Source organism: Streptomyces sp. NPDC002911 (genome assembly GCF_053591835.1).
This window is the reverse complement of record NZ_JBSFUO010000005.1, coordinates 153,319-168,631: the sequence shown is the minus strand read 5'-3', so window position 1 is coordinate 168,631 and position 15,313 is coordinate 153,319. Positions and strand designations below refer to the sequence as shown.

The following is a 15,313-nucleotide window of genomic DNA, read 5'->3' as shown; positions in this document are numbered from 1 at the left end:
GACGGCTTCACCGGACTGGACCAGTGACAGATCACGAAGGCTCTGGTTAGGTGCTGTCCCGGCGCGTACCGTGATGCGGCACGAAGATCCTCTTCCCGGGGACGGGCGGGGGAGCGACCGACCAGCGACAGGACCGCGCACGTGAAGATCCTCGTCAGCGCCGACATGGAGGGCGCCACCGGAGTGACCTGGCCCGCCGATGTGCTGCCCGGCACCCCGCAGTGGGAGCGGTGCCGTGCGCTCTTCACCTCCGATGTGAATGCCGCCGCACTCGGCTTCTACGACGGGGGCGCGGACGAGGTCCTCGTCAACGAGGCCCACTGGAGCATGCGCAATCTGCTTCTGGAGCGGCTCGACGAGCGCGTCCAGATGCTCACCGGCAAGCACAAGTCCCTCTCCATGGTCGAGGGCATCCAGCACGGCGACGTCGACGGCGTGGCGTTCGTCGGCTACCACACGGGCGCCGGCACGGAGGGCGTGCTCGCCCACACCTACCTCGCCAACTCCATCACCGGGGTCTGGCTGAACGGGGTCCGCGCCAGTGAGGGCCTGCTCAACGCCCATGTGGCGGCGGAGTACGGCGTCCCCGTCATCCTGGTCACCGGCGATGACCTGACCTGCGAGGACGCCGGCGGCTACGCCCCCGGGGCGCGCACCGTCGCGGTGAAGGACCACGTCTCGCGGTACGCCGCCGTGTGCCGCACCCCGACCCGCACCGCCGCCGACATCAGGGCGGCCGCCGCCGAGGCGACGGCGCTCGCCGTACGCCACGCGCCTGTGACGAGCGGCTCGTACACGGTGGAGCTGGAGTTCGACGCGGAGCAGCTGGCGGGCGCCGCGACCGTGGTCCCCGGCGTGGCGCCGAGCGGCGAGCGGCGCGTCGCCTATACCAGCGGGACGATGTACGAAGGTATTCGCACGTTCAAGGCGGTGACGACGATCGTGTCGGCCGCCGTGGAGGAACAGTATGGATGAGGCGAGCAATCCCACCGGAGCGGTCGACGAGCAGGCGCTCGGGGAATCGGTGACGTTCACCTCCGAGCTGATCCGCATCGACACGACCAACCGCGGCGACGGCAGCTGCCGGGAGCGCCCGGCCGCGGAGTACGTCGCCGAGCGCTTGGCCGGCGCCGGGCTGGAGCCCGTGCTGCTGGAGCGCACGCAGGGGCGGACGAACGTCGTGGCCCGGATCGAGGGCACCGACCCGTCCGCCGACGCGCTCCTCGTGCACGGGCACCTCGACGTGGTGCCTGCCGTGGCGGCCGACTGGACCGTGCATCCCTTCTCCGGGGAGGTGCGCGACGGCGTCGTGTGGGGCCGTGGCGCCATCGACATGAAGAACATGGACGCGATGGTCCTCGCGGTCGTCCGGGCCTGGGCGCGTGCGGGCATACGCCCGCGCCGCGACATCGTCATCGCCTACACGGCCGACGAGGAGGCCAGCGCGGACGACGGCGCCGGCTTCCTCGCCGACCGGCACCCCGAGCTCTTCGAGGGGTGTACGGAGGGCATCAGCGAGTCCGGTGCCTTCACCTTCCATGCCGGGCCCGGCATGTCGCTCTACCCCGTCGCGGCGGGGGAACGCGGAACGGGCTGGCTGAAGCTGACCGCCGAGGGCAGGGCCGGCCACGGCTCCAAGGTCAACAAGGCCAACGCCGTCAGCAGGCTCGCCGCCGCCGTCGCCCGGATCGGCGCGTACGAGTGGCCGGTACGGCTGACCCCGACGGTACGGGCCGCCCTCACCGAGATCGCCGCACTCCACCACATCCGTGTCGACCTCGACGCTCCCGGATTCGACGTGGACGAGCTCCTCGGCAAGCTCGGCCCGGCCGCCGCCCTGGTCGAGCCGACGGTGCGCAACAGCACCAACCCGACGATGCTGGAGGCCGGTTACAAGGTCAATGTGATCCCGGGCCATGCCACCGCCCAGATCGACGGACGCATGGTTCCCGGCGGGGAGGACGAGTTCCGCGAGACTCTGGACCGGCTGACCGGCCCCGGCGTCGACTGGACGTTCCAGCACCGTGAGATCGCCCTCGAAGCCCCGGTCGGCTCACCGACGTACGCGAAGATGCGCGCGGCCATCGAGCTGTTCGACCCGGACGCGCACGTCGTTCCCTACTGCATGTCCGGCGGCACGGACGCGAAGCAGTTCTCCCGCCTCGGCATCACGGGCTACGGCTACTCCCCGCTGAAGCTTCCCGTCGGCTTCGACTACCAGGCGCTGTTCCACGGCGTCGACGAGCGGGTCCCCGTCGACGCCCTGCACTTCGGCGTCCGCGTCCTGGACCACTTCCTGCGCACCGCCTGACGAACCGCACCGCCCGACGAACCGCACCGCACCGCCCGACCGAAGAGAGGGAACCGACCATGGTGTCCACAGCGGCGTACGGCACATGGCCGTCACCGATCGACGCGGCGCTCACCGCCTCGCACGACGGCCGGCCGGAATTCGTCGGCACCGTCGGCGACGAGGTGTGGTGGACCGAACCGCGCCCGGCCGAAGGCGGCCGCCGCGCCCTCGTGCGCCGCCGGGCCGACGGCAGCACCCGGTCCGTTCTCCCCGAGCCGTGGAACCTCCGCAGCCGTGTCATCGAGTACGGCGGAATGCCGTGGGCCGGTGCGGCGCGGGAGGAAGGCGGGCCCCTGGTCGTCTTCGTCCACTTCCCGGACCAGCGGCTGTACGCCTACGCGCCGGACGGGCCCGCCGGACCGTGGCCGCTCACCCCCGTGTCGGACCTCGGCGGCGGACTGCGCTGGGTCGATCCGCAGTTGCACCTCGGCCGCAACGAAGTGTGGTGCGTGCTGGAGGAGTTCACCGGAGGATCGCCTACCGATGTGCGACGCGTGATCGCCGCGGTGCCGTTGGACGGCTCGGCCGCAGGGGACCGCGGCGCCGTGCGTGAGCTCACCGACGACCGGAACCGGTTCGTCACCGGGCCCAAGCTGTCGCACGACGGCCGCCGCGCCGCCTGGATCGCGTGGGACCATCCACAGATGCCGTGGGACGGCACGGTGGTGAAGATGGCCGACGTCACCGCGGAGGGTCACTTCACCGGGGTCCGTCTCCTGGTCGGCGGCACCGACGAGTCGGTCGCGCAGGTGGAGTGGGACCGGGACGGCTCGCTGCTCTTCGTGTCGGACGTCGGGGGCTGGTGGGAGCTGCAGCGGATCAGGCCCGACGCCGTCGTCGGTGCGGTCGTGCCCACCAACCGGCTCTGCACCGGCCGGAGCGAGGAGTTCGGCGGACCGCTGTGGAAGATCGGCCTCCGCTGGTTCCACCTCCTGGACAACGGGCTGATCGCGGTCATCCACGGCCGGGGTACCACCGCGCTCGGTGTGCTCGATCCGGAGACCGGCGAACTCGTCGACGCCGTGGGCCCCTGGACCGCGTGGGCGGAGACGCTCGCCGTGCAGGACACCAGGGTCATCGGCATCGCCGCGAGCCCTCGCACGTCGTACGAGGTGGTCGAGCTGGACACGGCCACGGGGCACACCCGGACGATCGGAGCGCCCCACCAGGACGCGGTCGACCCCGCCTACTGTCCCGAGCCGCTGGTCCGCACCTTCACCGGGCCGGGCGACCGCGAGATCCACGCCCAGGTGTACCCACCGCGCCACCCCGACCGCACAGGACCTGTGGGTGAGCTGCCGCCCTACGTCATCTGGGTACACGGCGGCCCCACCGGCCGCGCTGCTCTCGTACTCGACCTGGAGATCGCCTACTTCACCTCCCGGGGCATCGGCGTCGTCGAGGTCGACTACGGCGGTTCGACCGGTTACGGCCGCGCCTACCGTGAACGGCTCCGCGGACAGTGGGGTGTCGTCGACGTGGAGGACTGTGCGGCCGTCGCCCTGGGGCTGGCGGAGGAGGGCACGGCCGACCGTGACCGGCTGGCGATCCGGGGCGGAAGCGCCGGGGGCTGGACCACCGCCGCCTCGCTTGCGCAGACCGACGTGTACGCCTGCGGAGCGATCAGCTATCCGATCCTCGACCTGGAGGGCTGGGCGACCGGTGAGACGCACGACTTCGAGTCGCAGTACCTGGAATCACTCGTAGGCCCGTACGCCGAGGTACCCGAGCGCTACCGGGAGCGCTCGCCCGTCACTCACACGGACGGGCTCACCACGCCGTTCCTTCTGCTCCAGGGCCTCGATGACCCGATCTGCCCACCGGCTCAGTGCGAGCGCTTCCTCGCCGCGACGGAGGGGCGCGGAATCCCGCACGCCTACCTCACCTTCGAGGGGGAGGGCCATGGTTTCCGGCGCACCGACACCATGAAGCGCGCACTGGAGGCGGAACTCTCCCTGTACGCCCAGACGTTCGGCCTCGAACGCTCCGATGTACCCCGGCTGGAGCTGAAGGCGTGAACCTGGAACCATCGGCCCGCCCGGGCCGGCTGCGGCCCGGAGGCAGGGTCGCGGTCGTCGCCCCCAGCGGCCCCGTGCCGGCCGAGCGGCTGGAGCACGGTCTTGACCTGCTGCGCGGCTGGGGCCTCGACCCCGTCGTGGCCCCCCACGTACGCGACACGCACCCGGAGCTGGAATACCTCGCGGGTACGGACGGGAACCGCGCCCGGGACCTCCAGGAGGCCTGGTGCGACCCGGACGTGGACGCCGTGCTGTGCGCCCGGGGAGGGTACGGCGCCCACCGCGTGGTCGATCTCCTGGACTGGCCCGCGATGCGGGCGGCCGGGCCCAAGGTGTTCGTCGGCTACAGCGACATCACGGTGCTGCACGAGGCGTTCGCTCTGCGGACCGGGTTCTCGACCCTGCACGGCCCGATGGTCGCCACCGAGGTCTTCCTGAAGGACGCGGCCACCCAGCAGGCCCTCCGCTCGACCTTGTTCGAGCCGGAGTCCGTGCAGATCCTGGGCCTGGACGCGGCGGCAGCACTGGTCCCCGGCACGGCCCGGGGGATCACCTACGGCGGCTGCGCGAGCCTGCTCGCCGCCGACGCGGGCACCCCGTGCGCCCGGATCTCCGCCCGGGGTGGGCTGCTGATGCTCGAGGACACCACGGAGGAGCCCTACCGGCTCGACGGCATCCTCACCCGGCTGCTGCGCATCGGCGCCCTCGACGGGATATCCGGGGTCGTGTGCGGCTCGTGGGAGGCCTGCGGCCCGTATGAGGCGGTGCGGGCCGTGCTCGCCGACCGGCTCGGCGGTCTCGGGATTCCGGTGGTCGAGGAGCTCGGCTTCGGCCACGGCCCCACGGCGCTGACCGTCCCGCTCGGTGTGCCGGCGGTACTGGAGGCCCCGGCTGACGGCGGCCGGTGCACCCTCACGGTCCAGGTGCCGGCGCTGCTCTGACGCGTCGACCGGACACGCCGGGTGGTGGGCGCGAACGCCGATCATCCGTGAAACGCGGTTCCCGCACGTTGACAGTGGTATGAGATGTGTCACACCATGACCAAGCCCGGTACTTACCGGTCAGTAATGTGTCCTCGATGTGGAGGTCCAGTGTCGCGTGCTGTGCCCGGATTCCGTCGTCCACTCACCCTGCTTGCCGGGGCGGCGCTTTGCGCCCCGCTCGCTCTCACCGGCGCCCCTCCGGCGTCCGCGGCTGAGCAGTACACCGTCACCGCCCTGGAGTTCACCGTGCGGGCCGGTGACCGATCCTGCACGGTCGACGCCGACCTCTACAAGCCCGCCGGTGTCGACGCACAGCACCCGGCCCCGGCCGTGCTCGCGACCAACGGCTTCGGCGGCAGCAAGTCCGACGGCACCACCGACGTCTTCGGCAAGACCTTCGCCGAACGCGGTTACGTCGGCCTCGTCTACTCGGGTCTGGGCTTCGGCAAGTCCGGCTGCCTCATCACGCTCGACGACCCCGCGATCGACGGCGAAGCGGCCTCCGGGCTCGTCGACTTCCTCGCCGGTACACGCGCCGCCGACGACGGCACCGAGGCCGACTACGTCACCGCGGACGCTCCGGGCGACCCGGTGGTCGGCATGATCGGCGGCTCGTACGGCGGGGCCATCCAGCTGGCGACCGCCTCCGCCGACCACCGCGTCGACGCGCTCGTCCCGCTGATCACCTGGAACGACCTGGCCTACTCGCTCGCCCCCAACGCCACCGGAGCGGCCCGGGGCGTTTCCTCCGACACGCCCGGCGTCTTCAAGTGGCAGTGGACCAACGGCTTCTACCTGCTGGGCGAAAGCCAGCCCCTGCTGGTCCCGAGCCTCGACCCGTCGCGCATCGGCAGCCTCGGCTGCCTGCACTTCGCCGCGCGGGCCTGCGACACCATCCGCCTCCTGAACTCCGGCCGCTATCCTGCCGCCGCGACCGAGGCGATGCTGACATATGCGCGGAGCGTCTCACCGGTCTCCTACCTGTCCGGTGTCACCGCACCCACGCTGCTCGTCCAGGGCCAGGCCGACAGCCTGTTCAACCTCGACGAGGCCACCGCCACCTATCGGGCGCTCGAGGCCCAGGGCACCACGACGAAGATGATCTGGCAGGCCTGGGGCCACAGCGGCGGCGCGGTACCCGGCGAACTCGACCTCCGTACGGGCAATCTGGAGACCAGCTACGTCGGGCAGCGCATCCTCGCCTGGTTCGACCGTTACCTCCACCACGACGAGAACACTGCCACCGGCCCCGAGTTCGCCTACTACCGCGACTGGGCGAGCGGCTACGGCACCGCGGCCGGCGTACCCGGCCTGACCCGCACGATGTACCTCTCTGGCGACGGCGCACTGGTGAACAGCCGCTCGAAGGTCACCCGCGGCAGCCGCCAGTACACCAACTCGCTCCTGCCGACCAGCCACTCCGAAAGCTCCCTCGCCGGGCTGACCGGGTTGCCCGACCCGGCGCCGTACGACACCAAAGGCACCTACCTCGGCTGGACCAGCGCTCCGCTGACCGCACCGGTGGATGTCGTCGGCGCTCCGAAGGCCACCTTGAAGGTCGTCTCGCCGAAGACGGAAAGGGTCCAGAAGAGCGGGGACGCCGCCGACAAGCTGGTCCTGTTCGCGAAGGTGTACGACGTGGCGCCCGACGGGACCCAGAAGCTGGTGAACCGCCTGGTCGCCCCGGTGCGCGTCCCCGACGTCACCCACCCCTTCACCGTCGAGCTGCCCGGCGTCGTACACCGGTACGAGGCAGGGCACCGGCTGCGGTTCGTGGTCGCGGGGAGCGACACGGCGTACTTCGGGAACCGGGGCATCAAGCCGGTCACCGTGGTCAGCGCTCCGCAGGACACCGGAGTCCTGGAGCTCCCCGTGGTCGGCTGACCGTCACCCGTACGGCGCTGCCCACCGGTCCCGGACCCCGGACGAAGGCATCCTGGGGTCCGGGGTCTGCCGTTTCCCGGCCCCGGACCCCAGGACCCAGCGAAAGGGCCGCCCATGAGCCCCAAAAACGTATCCAGCGGAAGCACGAACGCGTTCAGCCCCGCCCGGATCGCCGTCATCCTGCTGGCGGTGCTGACGATCGTCTTCATCTGTGTGAACACCGCCGAGGTCACCATCCGCGTGATCATTCCCAAGGTCACGATGCCGCTCTGGGCCGCGCTGCTGGGGGTCTTCGTGGCGGGTGCGCTCTGCGGGGCCTATCTGTTCCGCAGGAGGGCCACGCGGTAGCGAACCGCTCGCGGTGGCCGACTTCCGTGGCCATCCACTTCAGCCCAGCCGGACCATGACGCGGCGGGCTGAAAGGCGCCACCTGGGGTATGCGCGGGTCAGGACCGCTGCAGGCATACCGGACGGCGGCGGGCGGCAGAGAGGATACGAACGTGCGGACTGTCGGTGTCGAGGAAGAGCTCCTGCTCGTCGATGCGGAGAACGGCGACCCCCAGGCGCTGTCGACGGCGGTGCTGGCCCTGGCGGAACGCCGCTCCGAACGCCGTTCCGAGGGTGATTCCGTCTTCGAGTCCGAACTGCACGACCAGCAGCTCGAGTTCGCCACCGAGCCGCGCGGAGCGATGGAGGACCTGGCGGAGGAGATCCTTCGCTGGCGGGCGGAGGCGGCACAGAGCGCGGCTCAGGCCGGCGCCGCCGTGGCGGCCCTGGCGACGTCCCCGATGCCGGTCGGCCCCTCCATCGGAGAGGACGAACGCTACCGGTGGCTGGCGCAGCGGTTCGGACTGACCGCACAGGAGCAGCTGACCTGCGGCTGCCACGTACACGTATCGGTGGAGTCGGACGAGGAGGGTGTCGCCGTACTGGACCGGGTGCGGCCCTGGCTTCCGGTCCTGCTGGCGCTGAGCGCGAACTCGCCCTTCTGGCAGGGGAGGGACACCTCGTACGACAGCTACCGGAGCAGGGTGTGGGGCCGCTGGCCCTCGGCGGGCCCGGTGGAGCTGTTCGGCTCCGCGGACCGCTACCACGAGCAGGTCCGGACGCTGGTCGACACGGGAGTCCTGCGCGACGAGGGAATGATCTACTTCGACGCACGGCTCTCGTACCGCTATCCCACGGTGGAGATCAGGGTGGCGGACGTCTGTCTGGACCCGGCGGACACCGTGCTGCTCGCCACGCTCGTCCGCGGCCTGGTCGAGACTGCGGCACGCGCCTGGCGGGCCGGTGACCCGCCGGACCCGGTCCCGGTGACCGTGCTGCGCATGGCCGCCTGGCAGGCGGCCCGCTCGGGTACGGAAGGTCAGCTGCTCCATCCGCTGACCATGCGTCCCGAGCCGGCCGCTGACGTCGCGCAGGCTCTCCTCACCCATGTGGGTGAGGCGCTCGAGGACAGCGGGGACCTCGGATCGGCGGACAAGGCACTGCGGGCCGTGCTGACGCGGGGGACCGGGGCCCGGGTCCAGCGGGAACTCCTCGAGGGTTCGGACAGCCTCCGGACCGTCGTCACGGAGTGCGTGGCCAGGACACGCGGCTGACGCGTCCTGCGGTCGTCGGCCGACGAGACGTCAGCGGCCGTCCTCCTGAGCGTCGACCACCTTGGCCAGCCGCCCGAGCATCGCGCGGTGCCTGAGCTGGAGGACCGCGTCCAGGGCGACGTTGTGCAGGGTTCCGCCGAGTCCTTGCAGCGGGTGTTCGGTGAGCAGCACCAGCGTCTTGTCGCCCCAGGGGCGGATGTCGAACGCGATGCGCGCCGAGCCGAGCGGCCCGCTGTACGCCTCCAGTTCGAGCACTTCCGGCCGTTCCAGGCGGCGCACGGTGGTATGGCCCTGGAACTCCTTCGGGCCGAGGCGCACGGTGTACTCGATGGAGGAGCCGACCTCCGGCCATCGCCCTTGTCGAAGGTGGGACTCATGTGTGCCCACGACCCACTTCCCGTACTGGTCCGGTTGCTCCAGTACCGACCAGAGGGCCGGAGGCGGATGATGGATCAACTGATGGCGAATGGCCATGAGCGCCTCCACACACGGAAATCGGACGGGTGGGAACGGCGAGATCACGAGCCATGCTACGCGGCCTGCCCGCAGCCGACATGTCGGCCGCCAGGCCCTGGGGCCGCAGCCCGGGCGTCACTCGATCGGCCTAATGCGGGGCCAGTTCGTCCCGTAGGCGGGCCTGGGCGCCCTGAGGGCCCCCGTGGTCGGTGATCTGCTCCGGGTCCTGTTCACCGCACGCGTGGCCGCGAGGTAGAACGGAAGGACGGGGCGACGAAGCGTGGACCACTCGGACGAGCGAGGAGAAGGCGCATGCGTGCACTGACCTGGCATGGACGGCGGGATGTCCGTGTGGAGACGGTCCCCGACCCGGTCGTCCAGGACCCGACGGACATCATCGTGCGGATCACATCGAGCGGTATCTGCGGATCTGACCTGCACCTGTACGAGGTGCTCGGCCCCTACCTCACACCGGGCGACATCCTGGGCCACGAGCCGATGGGCATCGTGGAGGAGGTCGGCCGAGAGGTGACCTCCCTCAAGCGCGGAGACCGCGTCGTGGTGCCGTTCAACGTCTCGTGCGGCGACTGCTTCATGTGCGATCAAGGACTCCAGTCGCAGTGCGAGACCACTCAGGTACGGGAGTACGGGAGCGGCGCCGCGCTGTTCGGTTACACCAAGCTCTACGGGCAGGTGCCCGGCGGGCAGGCCGAGCTGTTGCGCGTCCCCTTCGGCAACACCCTGCCGGTCAAGGTCCCCGAAGGGCCGCCCGACGACCGGTTCGTCTACCTGTCGGACGTCCTGCCGACCGCCTGGCAGGCCGTGGAGTACGCGGCTGTGCCGCCCGGCGGCAGCCTGACGGTCCTGGGACTCGGGCCGATCGGGGACATGGCGGCACGGATCGCCCTGCATCGCGGTGCGGGTCTGGTCATCGGTGTGGACCTGGTGTCCGACCGCCTGCAACGGTCCGCCGCGCGCGGTGTCCGGACCCTGGACCTGAGGGAGTACGGCAAGAACCTCGGAGACGCCGTGCGTGAGCTCACCGGCGGCCGTGGCACCGACGCGGTCATCGACGCGGTCGGCATGGAGGCGCACGGCGCACCCGTGGCCAAGGCAGGGCAATGGGCGGTGGGCATGCTGCCGGATCCCGCGGCGCGCGTCCTCATGGAGCGGGCGGGCATCGACCGTCTCAGTGCTCTGCTCACCGCCATCGACGCGGTGCGCAGGGGCGGCACCGTGTCGATCTCCGGCGTCTACGGAGGTGCCGTGAACCCACTGCCCCTGCTCAAGATGTTCGACAAGCAGCTGCAGGTCCGGATGGGTCAGGCCAACGTCAGGAACTGGGTGCCGTCCATCCTGCCGCTGCTCGTCGACGAGGATCCGCTCGGTGTGGACGACTTCGCCACCCACCGTCTGCCGCTGGCCGACGGGCCGAAGGCGTACAAGACCTTCCAGGAGAAGGCGGACGGCATGGTGAAGACGCTGCTCACGCCATGACCGCCTCCGTACCCCGTAGGGAGCAGGAGGAACGATGACGAACGCATCCGCGGGCCGACGCGTCGTGGTCACCGGCGCCACCGGAAATGTCGGTACCGGTGTCGTCCGGGCACTGGCGGCGGACCCCTCGGTGGACTCGGTCCTCGGTCTGGCGCGACGGCGCCCAGGACTCACCCTGCCGGGCGTGGCGTGGGGCACGGTGGATCTCGAGCACAGGGACAGCCGACGGCGGCTCGGGGAGCATCTGTCCGGCGCCGACGCCGTCATCCACCTGGCCTGGCGTTTTCAGCCCACGCACGACCCCGTCGTCACCTGGCGGAGCAACGTCCAGGGCTCGATGCGCGTCTTCGACGCCGTTCGTGACGCGGGCGTACCGGTGCTGGTCCACGCCTCGTCGGTGGGGGCCTACTCGCCGGGGCCGAAGCAGGAGCCGGGGGTGGACGAGCAATGGCCCACCCATGGGTGGCCGGACGCGGCGTACTGCCGGGAGAAGGCCTATCTGGAACGTGTTCTCGACACCTTCGAACTGCGGAATCCGCAGATCAGGGTGGTCCGCATGCGCCCCGGATTCCTGTTCAAGAGGACGGCGGCGAGTGAACAGCGCCGGATCTTCGGCGGCCGCTACCTGCCCGGCGTTCTGCTCCGCCCCGGCCTGCTGCCGTTCGTCCCCGACCTCGAAGGGCTGCGTTTCCAGGTGCTGCACACGGACGACGCGGCCGAGGCGTACCGGCTCGCCGTCGCCAGGGATGTCCGGGGCGCCTTCAACCTGGCCGCGGACTCCGTGACCGACGCCCGGCAGCTCGGCGAACTGCTCGACGCCCGTGTCGTACGCGCTCCGACGACGCTGGTGCGGGGTGCGCTGGCCGCCGCCTGGCGGACGCATGCGGTGCCCGCGTCCCCGCACCTGTTCGACGCCGTGCTGCGGCTCCCGGTGATGAACAGCGAGCGGGCACGCGAAGAACTGGGCTGGCGGCCCTCGTACTCGGCTGTGGAGGCGCTACGCGCCTTCCTGCACGGCGTCTCCCACGGAGAGGGGGAGGACACCGCCCCGCTGGCCGGCAGGCGGTGGGGATGAGTTCGGCCGCGGTGGACCGGAACGGGGTCGGAGGCGAGGACCGCGCCGAGATGACCACGTTGACGATCACCGACGCGACGGTCGGCGAGATCCGGGAACGGGGCCCGGCCGAGATCGCCGGCGCCGTGGTGCAGAGCCTGGATGTTCCCGTGCTCGAAGGCTCCTGGGTGCATCTCGACGCGGACGTCCTCGATCCGAGTGTGATGCCCGCCGTCGACAGCCCGGACGACGGCGGACTGTTCCCGGTCGAACTCACCGGGCTGCTGCGTCCTCTCGTCCGTGCACCCCGCTGCGTGGGGCTGAACGTGACGAGCTACGACCCCGGCCTGGACCCGGACGGCACGGCCGGGGGCAGCTCACGGACCTGATCGTCGACGCCTTCGTCGAGTCGGGACCGGACGACGCGGAGCACTGATCAGGCCGGCACGTTCCGGTCGACGTACTCGAAGACCGAGCCGTCCGGGTGCAGCGCGATCAGATTGCGGCCTGCCGGGGTGGGCACCGGGCCCGCGACGACCTTCGCGCCCGCCCGTGTCAGCGCCGCGTGTGCCTCGTCGACGTCCTTGACCGCGATGGTCGCCGACACCTTGCGCAGCACCTCCAGTTGTGACTCCGGGCCGCTCATCAGCAGAAAGCAGCCGATCGCGGCCACCGAGACCCCGCCGCGCTCGAGGCGCAGTGCCGGAGTGCTGGTCAGGCCCTCGTAGAAGGCCACCGAGGCCTCCAGGTCGTCGACGCAGATACGCAGCGTGGTTCCCAGGATCTCCATGCCCACGAGGGTAGTTGCCGACCCGGCCGCATGTGATCGATTCCGTGGCCGTCACCGCATCACATCCGGCAGAGCACCTCACCGTGAGGCACCATGAACCATGCGTCGGGTTCTTCGCCCCACGCGCGCCAGGCGTCCGCGATCGCCGTCAGCTGTCCGGTGCTCGCATGTGCGCCGTCCACCGCCTGCTCCGCGTACACCGACGCGGTCGTGCGGTCCGCCCACAGCCCGCTCCACCAGGCGCGGTTCTCCGGGGTGGCGAAGCACCAGGCCGCCGCCGTCGGGGTGATGTCGGTGAAGCCGGCCTGCTGTGCCCAGGACAGCAGCCGGCGTCCGGCGTCGGGCTCGCCGCCGTTGGCGCGGGCCACCCGGCCGTACAGCTCCTGCCACTCCCGCATTCCGGGCACCTCCGGATACCAGGTCATGGCCGCGTAGTCGCTGTCGCGTGCGGCGACGACGCCGCCGGGGCGGCAGACGCGCCGCATCTCGCGGAGCGCCTGCACCGGATCACCGACATGCTGGAGCACCTGATGGGCGTGGACCACGTCGAAGGAGTCGTCGGGGAAGTTCAGGCAGTGGACGTCCGCGGTGGTGAACTCCACATTGTCCAGGCCGCGTTCGGTGGCAGCCGCCGCCGCACGGTCAAGGATGTCGCGGCTCGTGTCGACCGCGGTCACCCGGCCGGGCGCCACCAGCGCGGCGATGTCCGCCGTGATGGTGCCCGGTCCGCAGCCGACGTCGAGAACCGCCTGCCCCGGGCGGAGTTCGCCGATCAGATAGGCCGCCGAATTGGCGGCGGTCCGCCATCGGTGCGAGCGCAGTACCGACTCGTGGTGGCCGTGTGTGTAGACGGCTGTTTCCTTCGGCATGGCCGTACGTCCTCTCTCGGACCTCAGTCGCAGGCGATGGAGCCGACGGTACGCCTCGATATCGGATTCTGAGATAGACGTCTCATCATGCGACCTGTGCTACACCGGCATCGGGCAGTACACCGTCAGGGCTTCGGGCAGTTTGTCGATCAGCAACTCCGTTCCGGAGTGCGCCACTTCGCCGTCATAGGCGTACGGAGTTCCCGGCGTGAGCCCGGCGAGCCGCACCTTGCGGCGCCGTACAGCCGCATGGACGGGCGACCGGGACAGCGGTCCGGCGACCGCTGCGGCGAGCAGCCGGAGGCCGGGAGTGCGGCCACCGTGCACCACGCGTACGTCCAGCAGGCCGTCCGCCAGGTTGTGACGGCGGCCCGGCGCGGGCCCCACCCGCTGGAACAGCCCGTTGCCCACGAAGAGCAGCCACAACGGCCGCCGCCTGCCCTGCAGTTCGGCGGTCAGCGGGCGTGAGCCGCGCAGCGCCTCGAAGGCCGCGAGCACTCCTGCGGGCCAGCCGCCGATCCTGGGCGCCCAGTGCTCCCGGGTCCGCACGAGCTCCGGATACACGCCCAGACTGAAGGCGTTGAGGAAGTAGCCGTGCGCCCCGCCCGGTCCCTGAGGTCCCGGCCGGAAGCGGCCCATGTCGACCCGGACCGCGTCGCCCGAGGCGAGTGCCGTCACCGTGTCGTGCACGGTCTCGATGCCGAGGTCGTAGGCGAAGTGATTGAGGGTCCCGCCGGGGAACACGGCGAGCGGCATGCTGTGGGTCGCGGCCACGGCCGCCGCCATGTTGACCGTCCCGTCGCCCCCGCAGACACCCAGGGCCTTGCCCTGCCGGGCCGCCTTCTCCAGGCACCCCGGCAGATCGGCGGGCGCGCACTCCACCGTCTCCGCGAGCGGCAGCGCGTCACGGATCACGGTCGCCGCGGCGGTCGCGGAACCGGACTCCCGGTTGACGACCACCACCAGATCCTGACCGGCGGGCAGTGCGGGGGCCTCGGCCGGCGGCCGCCCCGGTGCCGGGAGCTGTCCACGGGTCGGTACGACACCTCGCAGTGCGAACGCGGCCCCTATGCCGAGCGCCGCGCCGGCCAGTACATCGCTCGGATAGTGGACCCCGGTGTAGACGCGGGAGGCGGCAACGGCCACCGCCACCGGGGCGACGACCGCGCCCCAGCCCTTGGACTCCAGGGCGACGCCCGTCGCGAAGGCCGCCGCCGACGCCGCGTGCCCGGAAGGGAAGGACGTGGTGAACGGCTGCCGCTTCAGCTGCCTCATGACCGGAACCAGGTCCACCAGGGGGCGCTCTCTGCGTACCGCTCCCTTGCCCACGGTGTTGATGGCGGCCGAGGCGACGGCCAGTGAGGCGACCCCGCGCAGCGCCGCCCTGCGGGACCGCGCGCTGGAGCCCAGCGCCGCCATGCCCGCTGCGGCCCCGAACCACAGCAGGCCGTGGTTGGCGCTGCGGCTGAGCCGTGGCAGGACGGGCTCGGCGCCGGGCCAGTGTCTCTCGGCCACGCGCCGGAACGCGGCGAGATCGCGCTGGTGGAGCCAGGCCCGCCAGCGGCCGGAAGAGGGAAGGCTGCTCGTCGACATGGGACAGCGAATACCCTGCGACCGGGCGGTGAACCAGGAGGCGCGCGGAGCACACTCCGCCGACTCCCGATCGAATCGGATGGAATGCGGTGAATTGCCCCCGTCCCGCCCGCTCCGTCGCGCCGCGGGCGTTGCCCGGACAAGTTCCCTGCCATTAGCCTGCGTTCGTGATTCCGGTCATTGACCGGAGTGTCGAACGAGATTGGCGGGCGATC

The 15,313-nt window shown here is 71.2% G+C and carries 13 protein-coding genes and 1 pseudogene; 10 read left to right on the top strand and 4 right to left on the bottom strand.

What is annotated here, in order from left to right; translation table 11 throughout:
- The first annotated feature begins 141 nt into the window (after positions 1-141).
- The 7 genes from ACWD04_RS10685 (at position 142) to ACWD04_RS10655 (ending at position 8,839) form a co-directional block, all read left to right on the top strand.
- Positions 142-975, top strand: coding sequence for a M55 family metallopeptidase (locus ACWD04_RS10685; RefSeq protein WP_451130268.1), 834 nt, complete (start codon positions 142-144; stop codon positions 973-975).
- Entirely contained in the window at positions 968-2,311 is a 1,344-nt protein-coding gene (locus ACWD04_RS10680) for a M20/M25/M40 family metallo-hydrolase (protein ID WP_451130266.1), read from the top strand. Before ACWD04_RS10685 ends, ACWD04_RS10680 begins: the two co-directional genes overlap by 8 nt.
- A gap of 59 nt (positions 2,312-2,370) precedes the next feature.
- A complete protein-coding gene (locus ACWD04_RS10675) occupies positions 2,371-4,371 on the top strand; it encodes a S9 family peptidase (RefSeq protein ID WP_451130264.1) in 2,001 nt (666 codons plus the stop codon).
- Positions 4,368-5,312 (top strand): S66 peptidase family protein, encoded by a 945-nt coding sequence (locus ACWD04_RS10670; RefSeq protein ID WP_451130262.1) that lies wholly within the window; start codon positions 4,368-4,370, stop codon positions 5,310-5,312. The genes ACWD04_RS10675 and ACWD04_RS10670 overlap by 4 nt, the downstream gene beginning before the upstream one ends.
- Before the next feature lie 150 nt (positions 5,313-5,462).
- Complete coding sequence (locus ACWD04_RS10665; protein WP_451130260.1) at positions 5,463-7,238, top strand: CocE/NonD family hydrolase; 1,776 nt, start codon at positions 5,463-5,465, stop codon at positions 7,236-7,238.
- Between the two features lie 114 nt (positions 7,239-7,352).
- A complete protein-coding gene (locus tag ACWD04_RS10660) occupies positions 7,353-7,586 on the top strand; it encodes a DUF1049 domain-containing protein (RefSeq protein WP_451130258.1) in 234 nt (77 codons plus the stop codon).
- A 152-nt stretch (positions 7,587-7,738) separates the two neighbouring features.
- Positions 7,739-8,839 (top strand): glutamate--cysteine ligase 2, encoded by a 1,101-nt coding sequence (locus tag ACWD04_RS10655; RefSeq protein WP_451130256.1) that lies wholly within the window; start codon positions 7,739-7,741, stop codon positions 8,837-8,839.
- 30 nt (positions 8,840-8,869) lie between these two features.
- Here the strand turns inward: ACWD04_RS10655 and ACWD04_RS10650 are convergent, their stop codons facing one another.
- Positions 8,870-9,313 (bottom strand): SRPBCC family protein, encoded by a 444-nt coding sequence (locus ACWD04_RS10650; RefSeq protein ID WP_451130254.1) that lies wholly within the window; start codon positions 9,311-9,313, stop codon positions 8,870-8,872.
- A 294-nt stretch (positions 9,314-9,607) separates the two neighbouring features.
- On the opposite strand from ACWD04_RS10650, the gene ACWD04_RS10645 reads away from it, so the two are divergent.
- The 3 genes and pseudogenes from ACWD04_RS10645 to ACWD04_RS10635 form a co-directional block, all read left to right on the top strand.
- Entirely contained in the window at positions 9,608-10,792 is a 1,185-nt protein-coding gene (locus ACWD04_RS10645; RefSeq protein WP_451130252.1) for a zinc-dependent alcohol dehydrogenase, read from the top strand.
- A 34-nt stretch (positions 10,793-10,826) separates the two neighbouring features.
- Positions 10,827-11,867, top strand: a complete 1,041-nt coding sequence (locus ACWD04_RS10640) for an NAD-dependent epimerase/dehydratase family protein (RefSeq protein WP_451130250.1) — start codon at positions 10,827-10,829, stop codon at positions 11,865-11,867.
- 35 nt (positions 11,868-11,902) lie between these two features.
- Positions 11,903-12,282 (top strand): annotated as a pseudogene (locus tag ACWD04_RS10635) (arginase family protein); the annotation flags it as partial.
- On the opposite strand, the gene ACWD04_RS10630 reads toward ACWD04_RS10635, so the two are convergent.
- From ACWD04_RS10630 to ACWD04_RS10620, 3 genes are all read right to left on the bottom strand, one after another.
- Complete coding sequence (locus tag ACWD04_RS10630) at positions 12,283-12,636, bottom strand: VOC family protein (protein WP_451130248.1); 354 nt, start codon at positions 12,634-12,636, stop codon at positions 12,283-12,285.
- Positions 12,637-12,695: 59 nt separating this feature from the next.
- Positions 12,696-13,505: a methyltransferase domain-containing protein gene (locus tag ACWD04_RS10625; protein ID WP_451130246.1), complete on the bottom strand. Its 810-nt coding sequence runs from the start codon at positions 13,503-13,505 to the stop codon at positions 12,696-12,698.
- 99 nt (positions 13,506-13,604) lie between these two features.
- Positions 13,605-15,098: a phosphatase PAP2 family protein gene (locus ACWD04_RS10620; protein ID WP_451130244.1), complete on the bottom strand. Its 1,494-nt coding sequence runs from the start codon at positions 15,096-15,098 to the stop codon at positions 13,605-13,607.
- Positions 15,099-15,313: the final 215 nt, after the last annotated feature.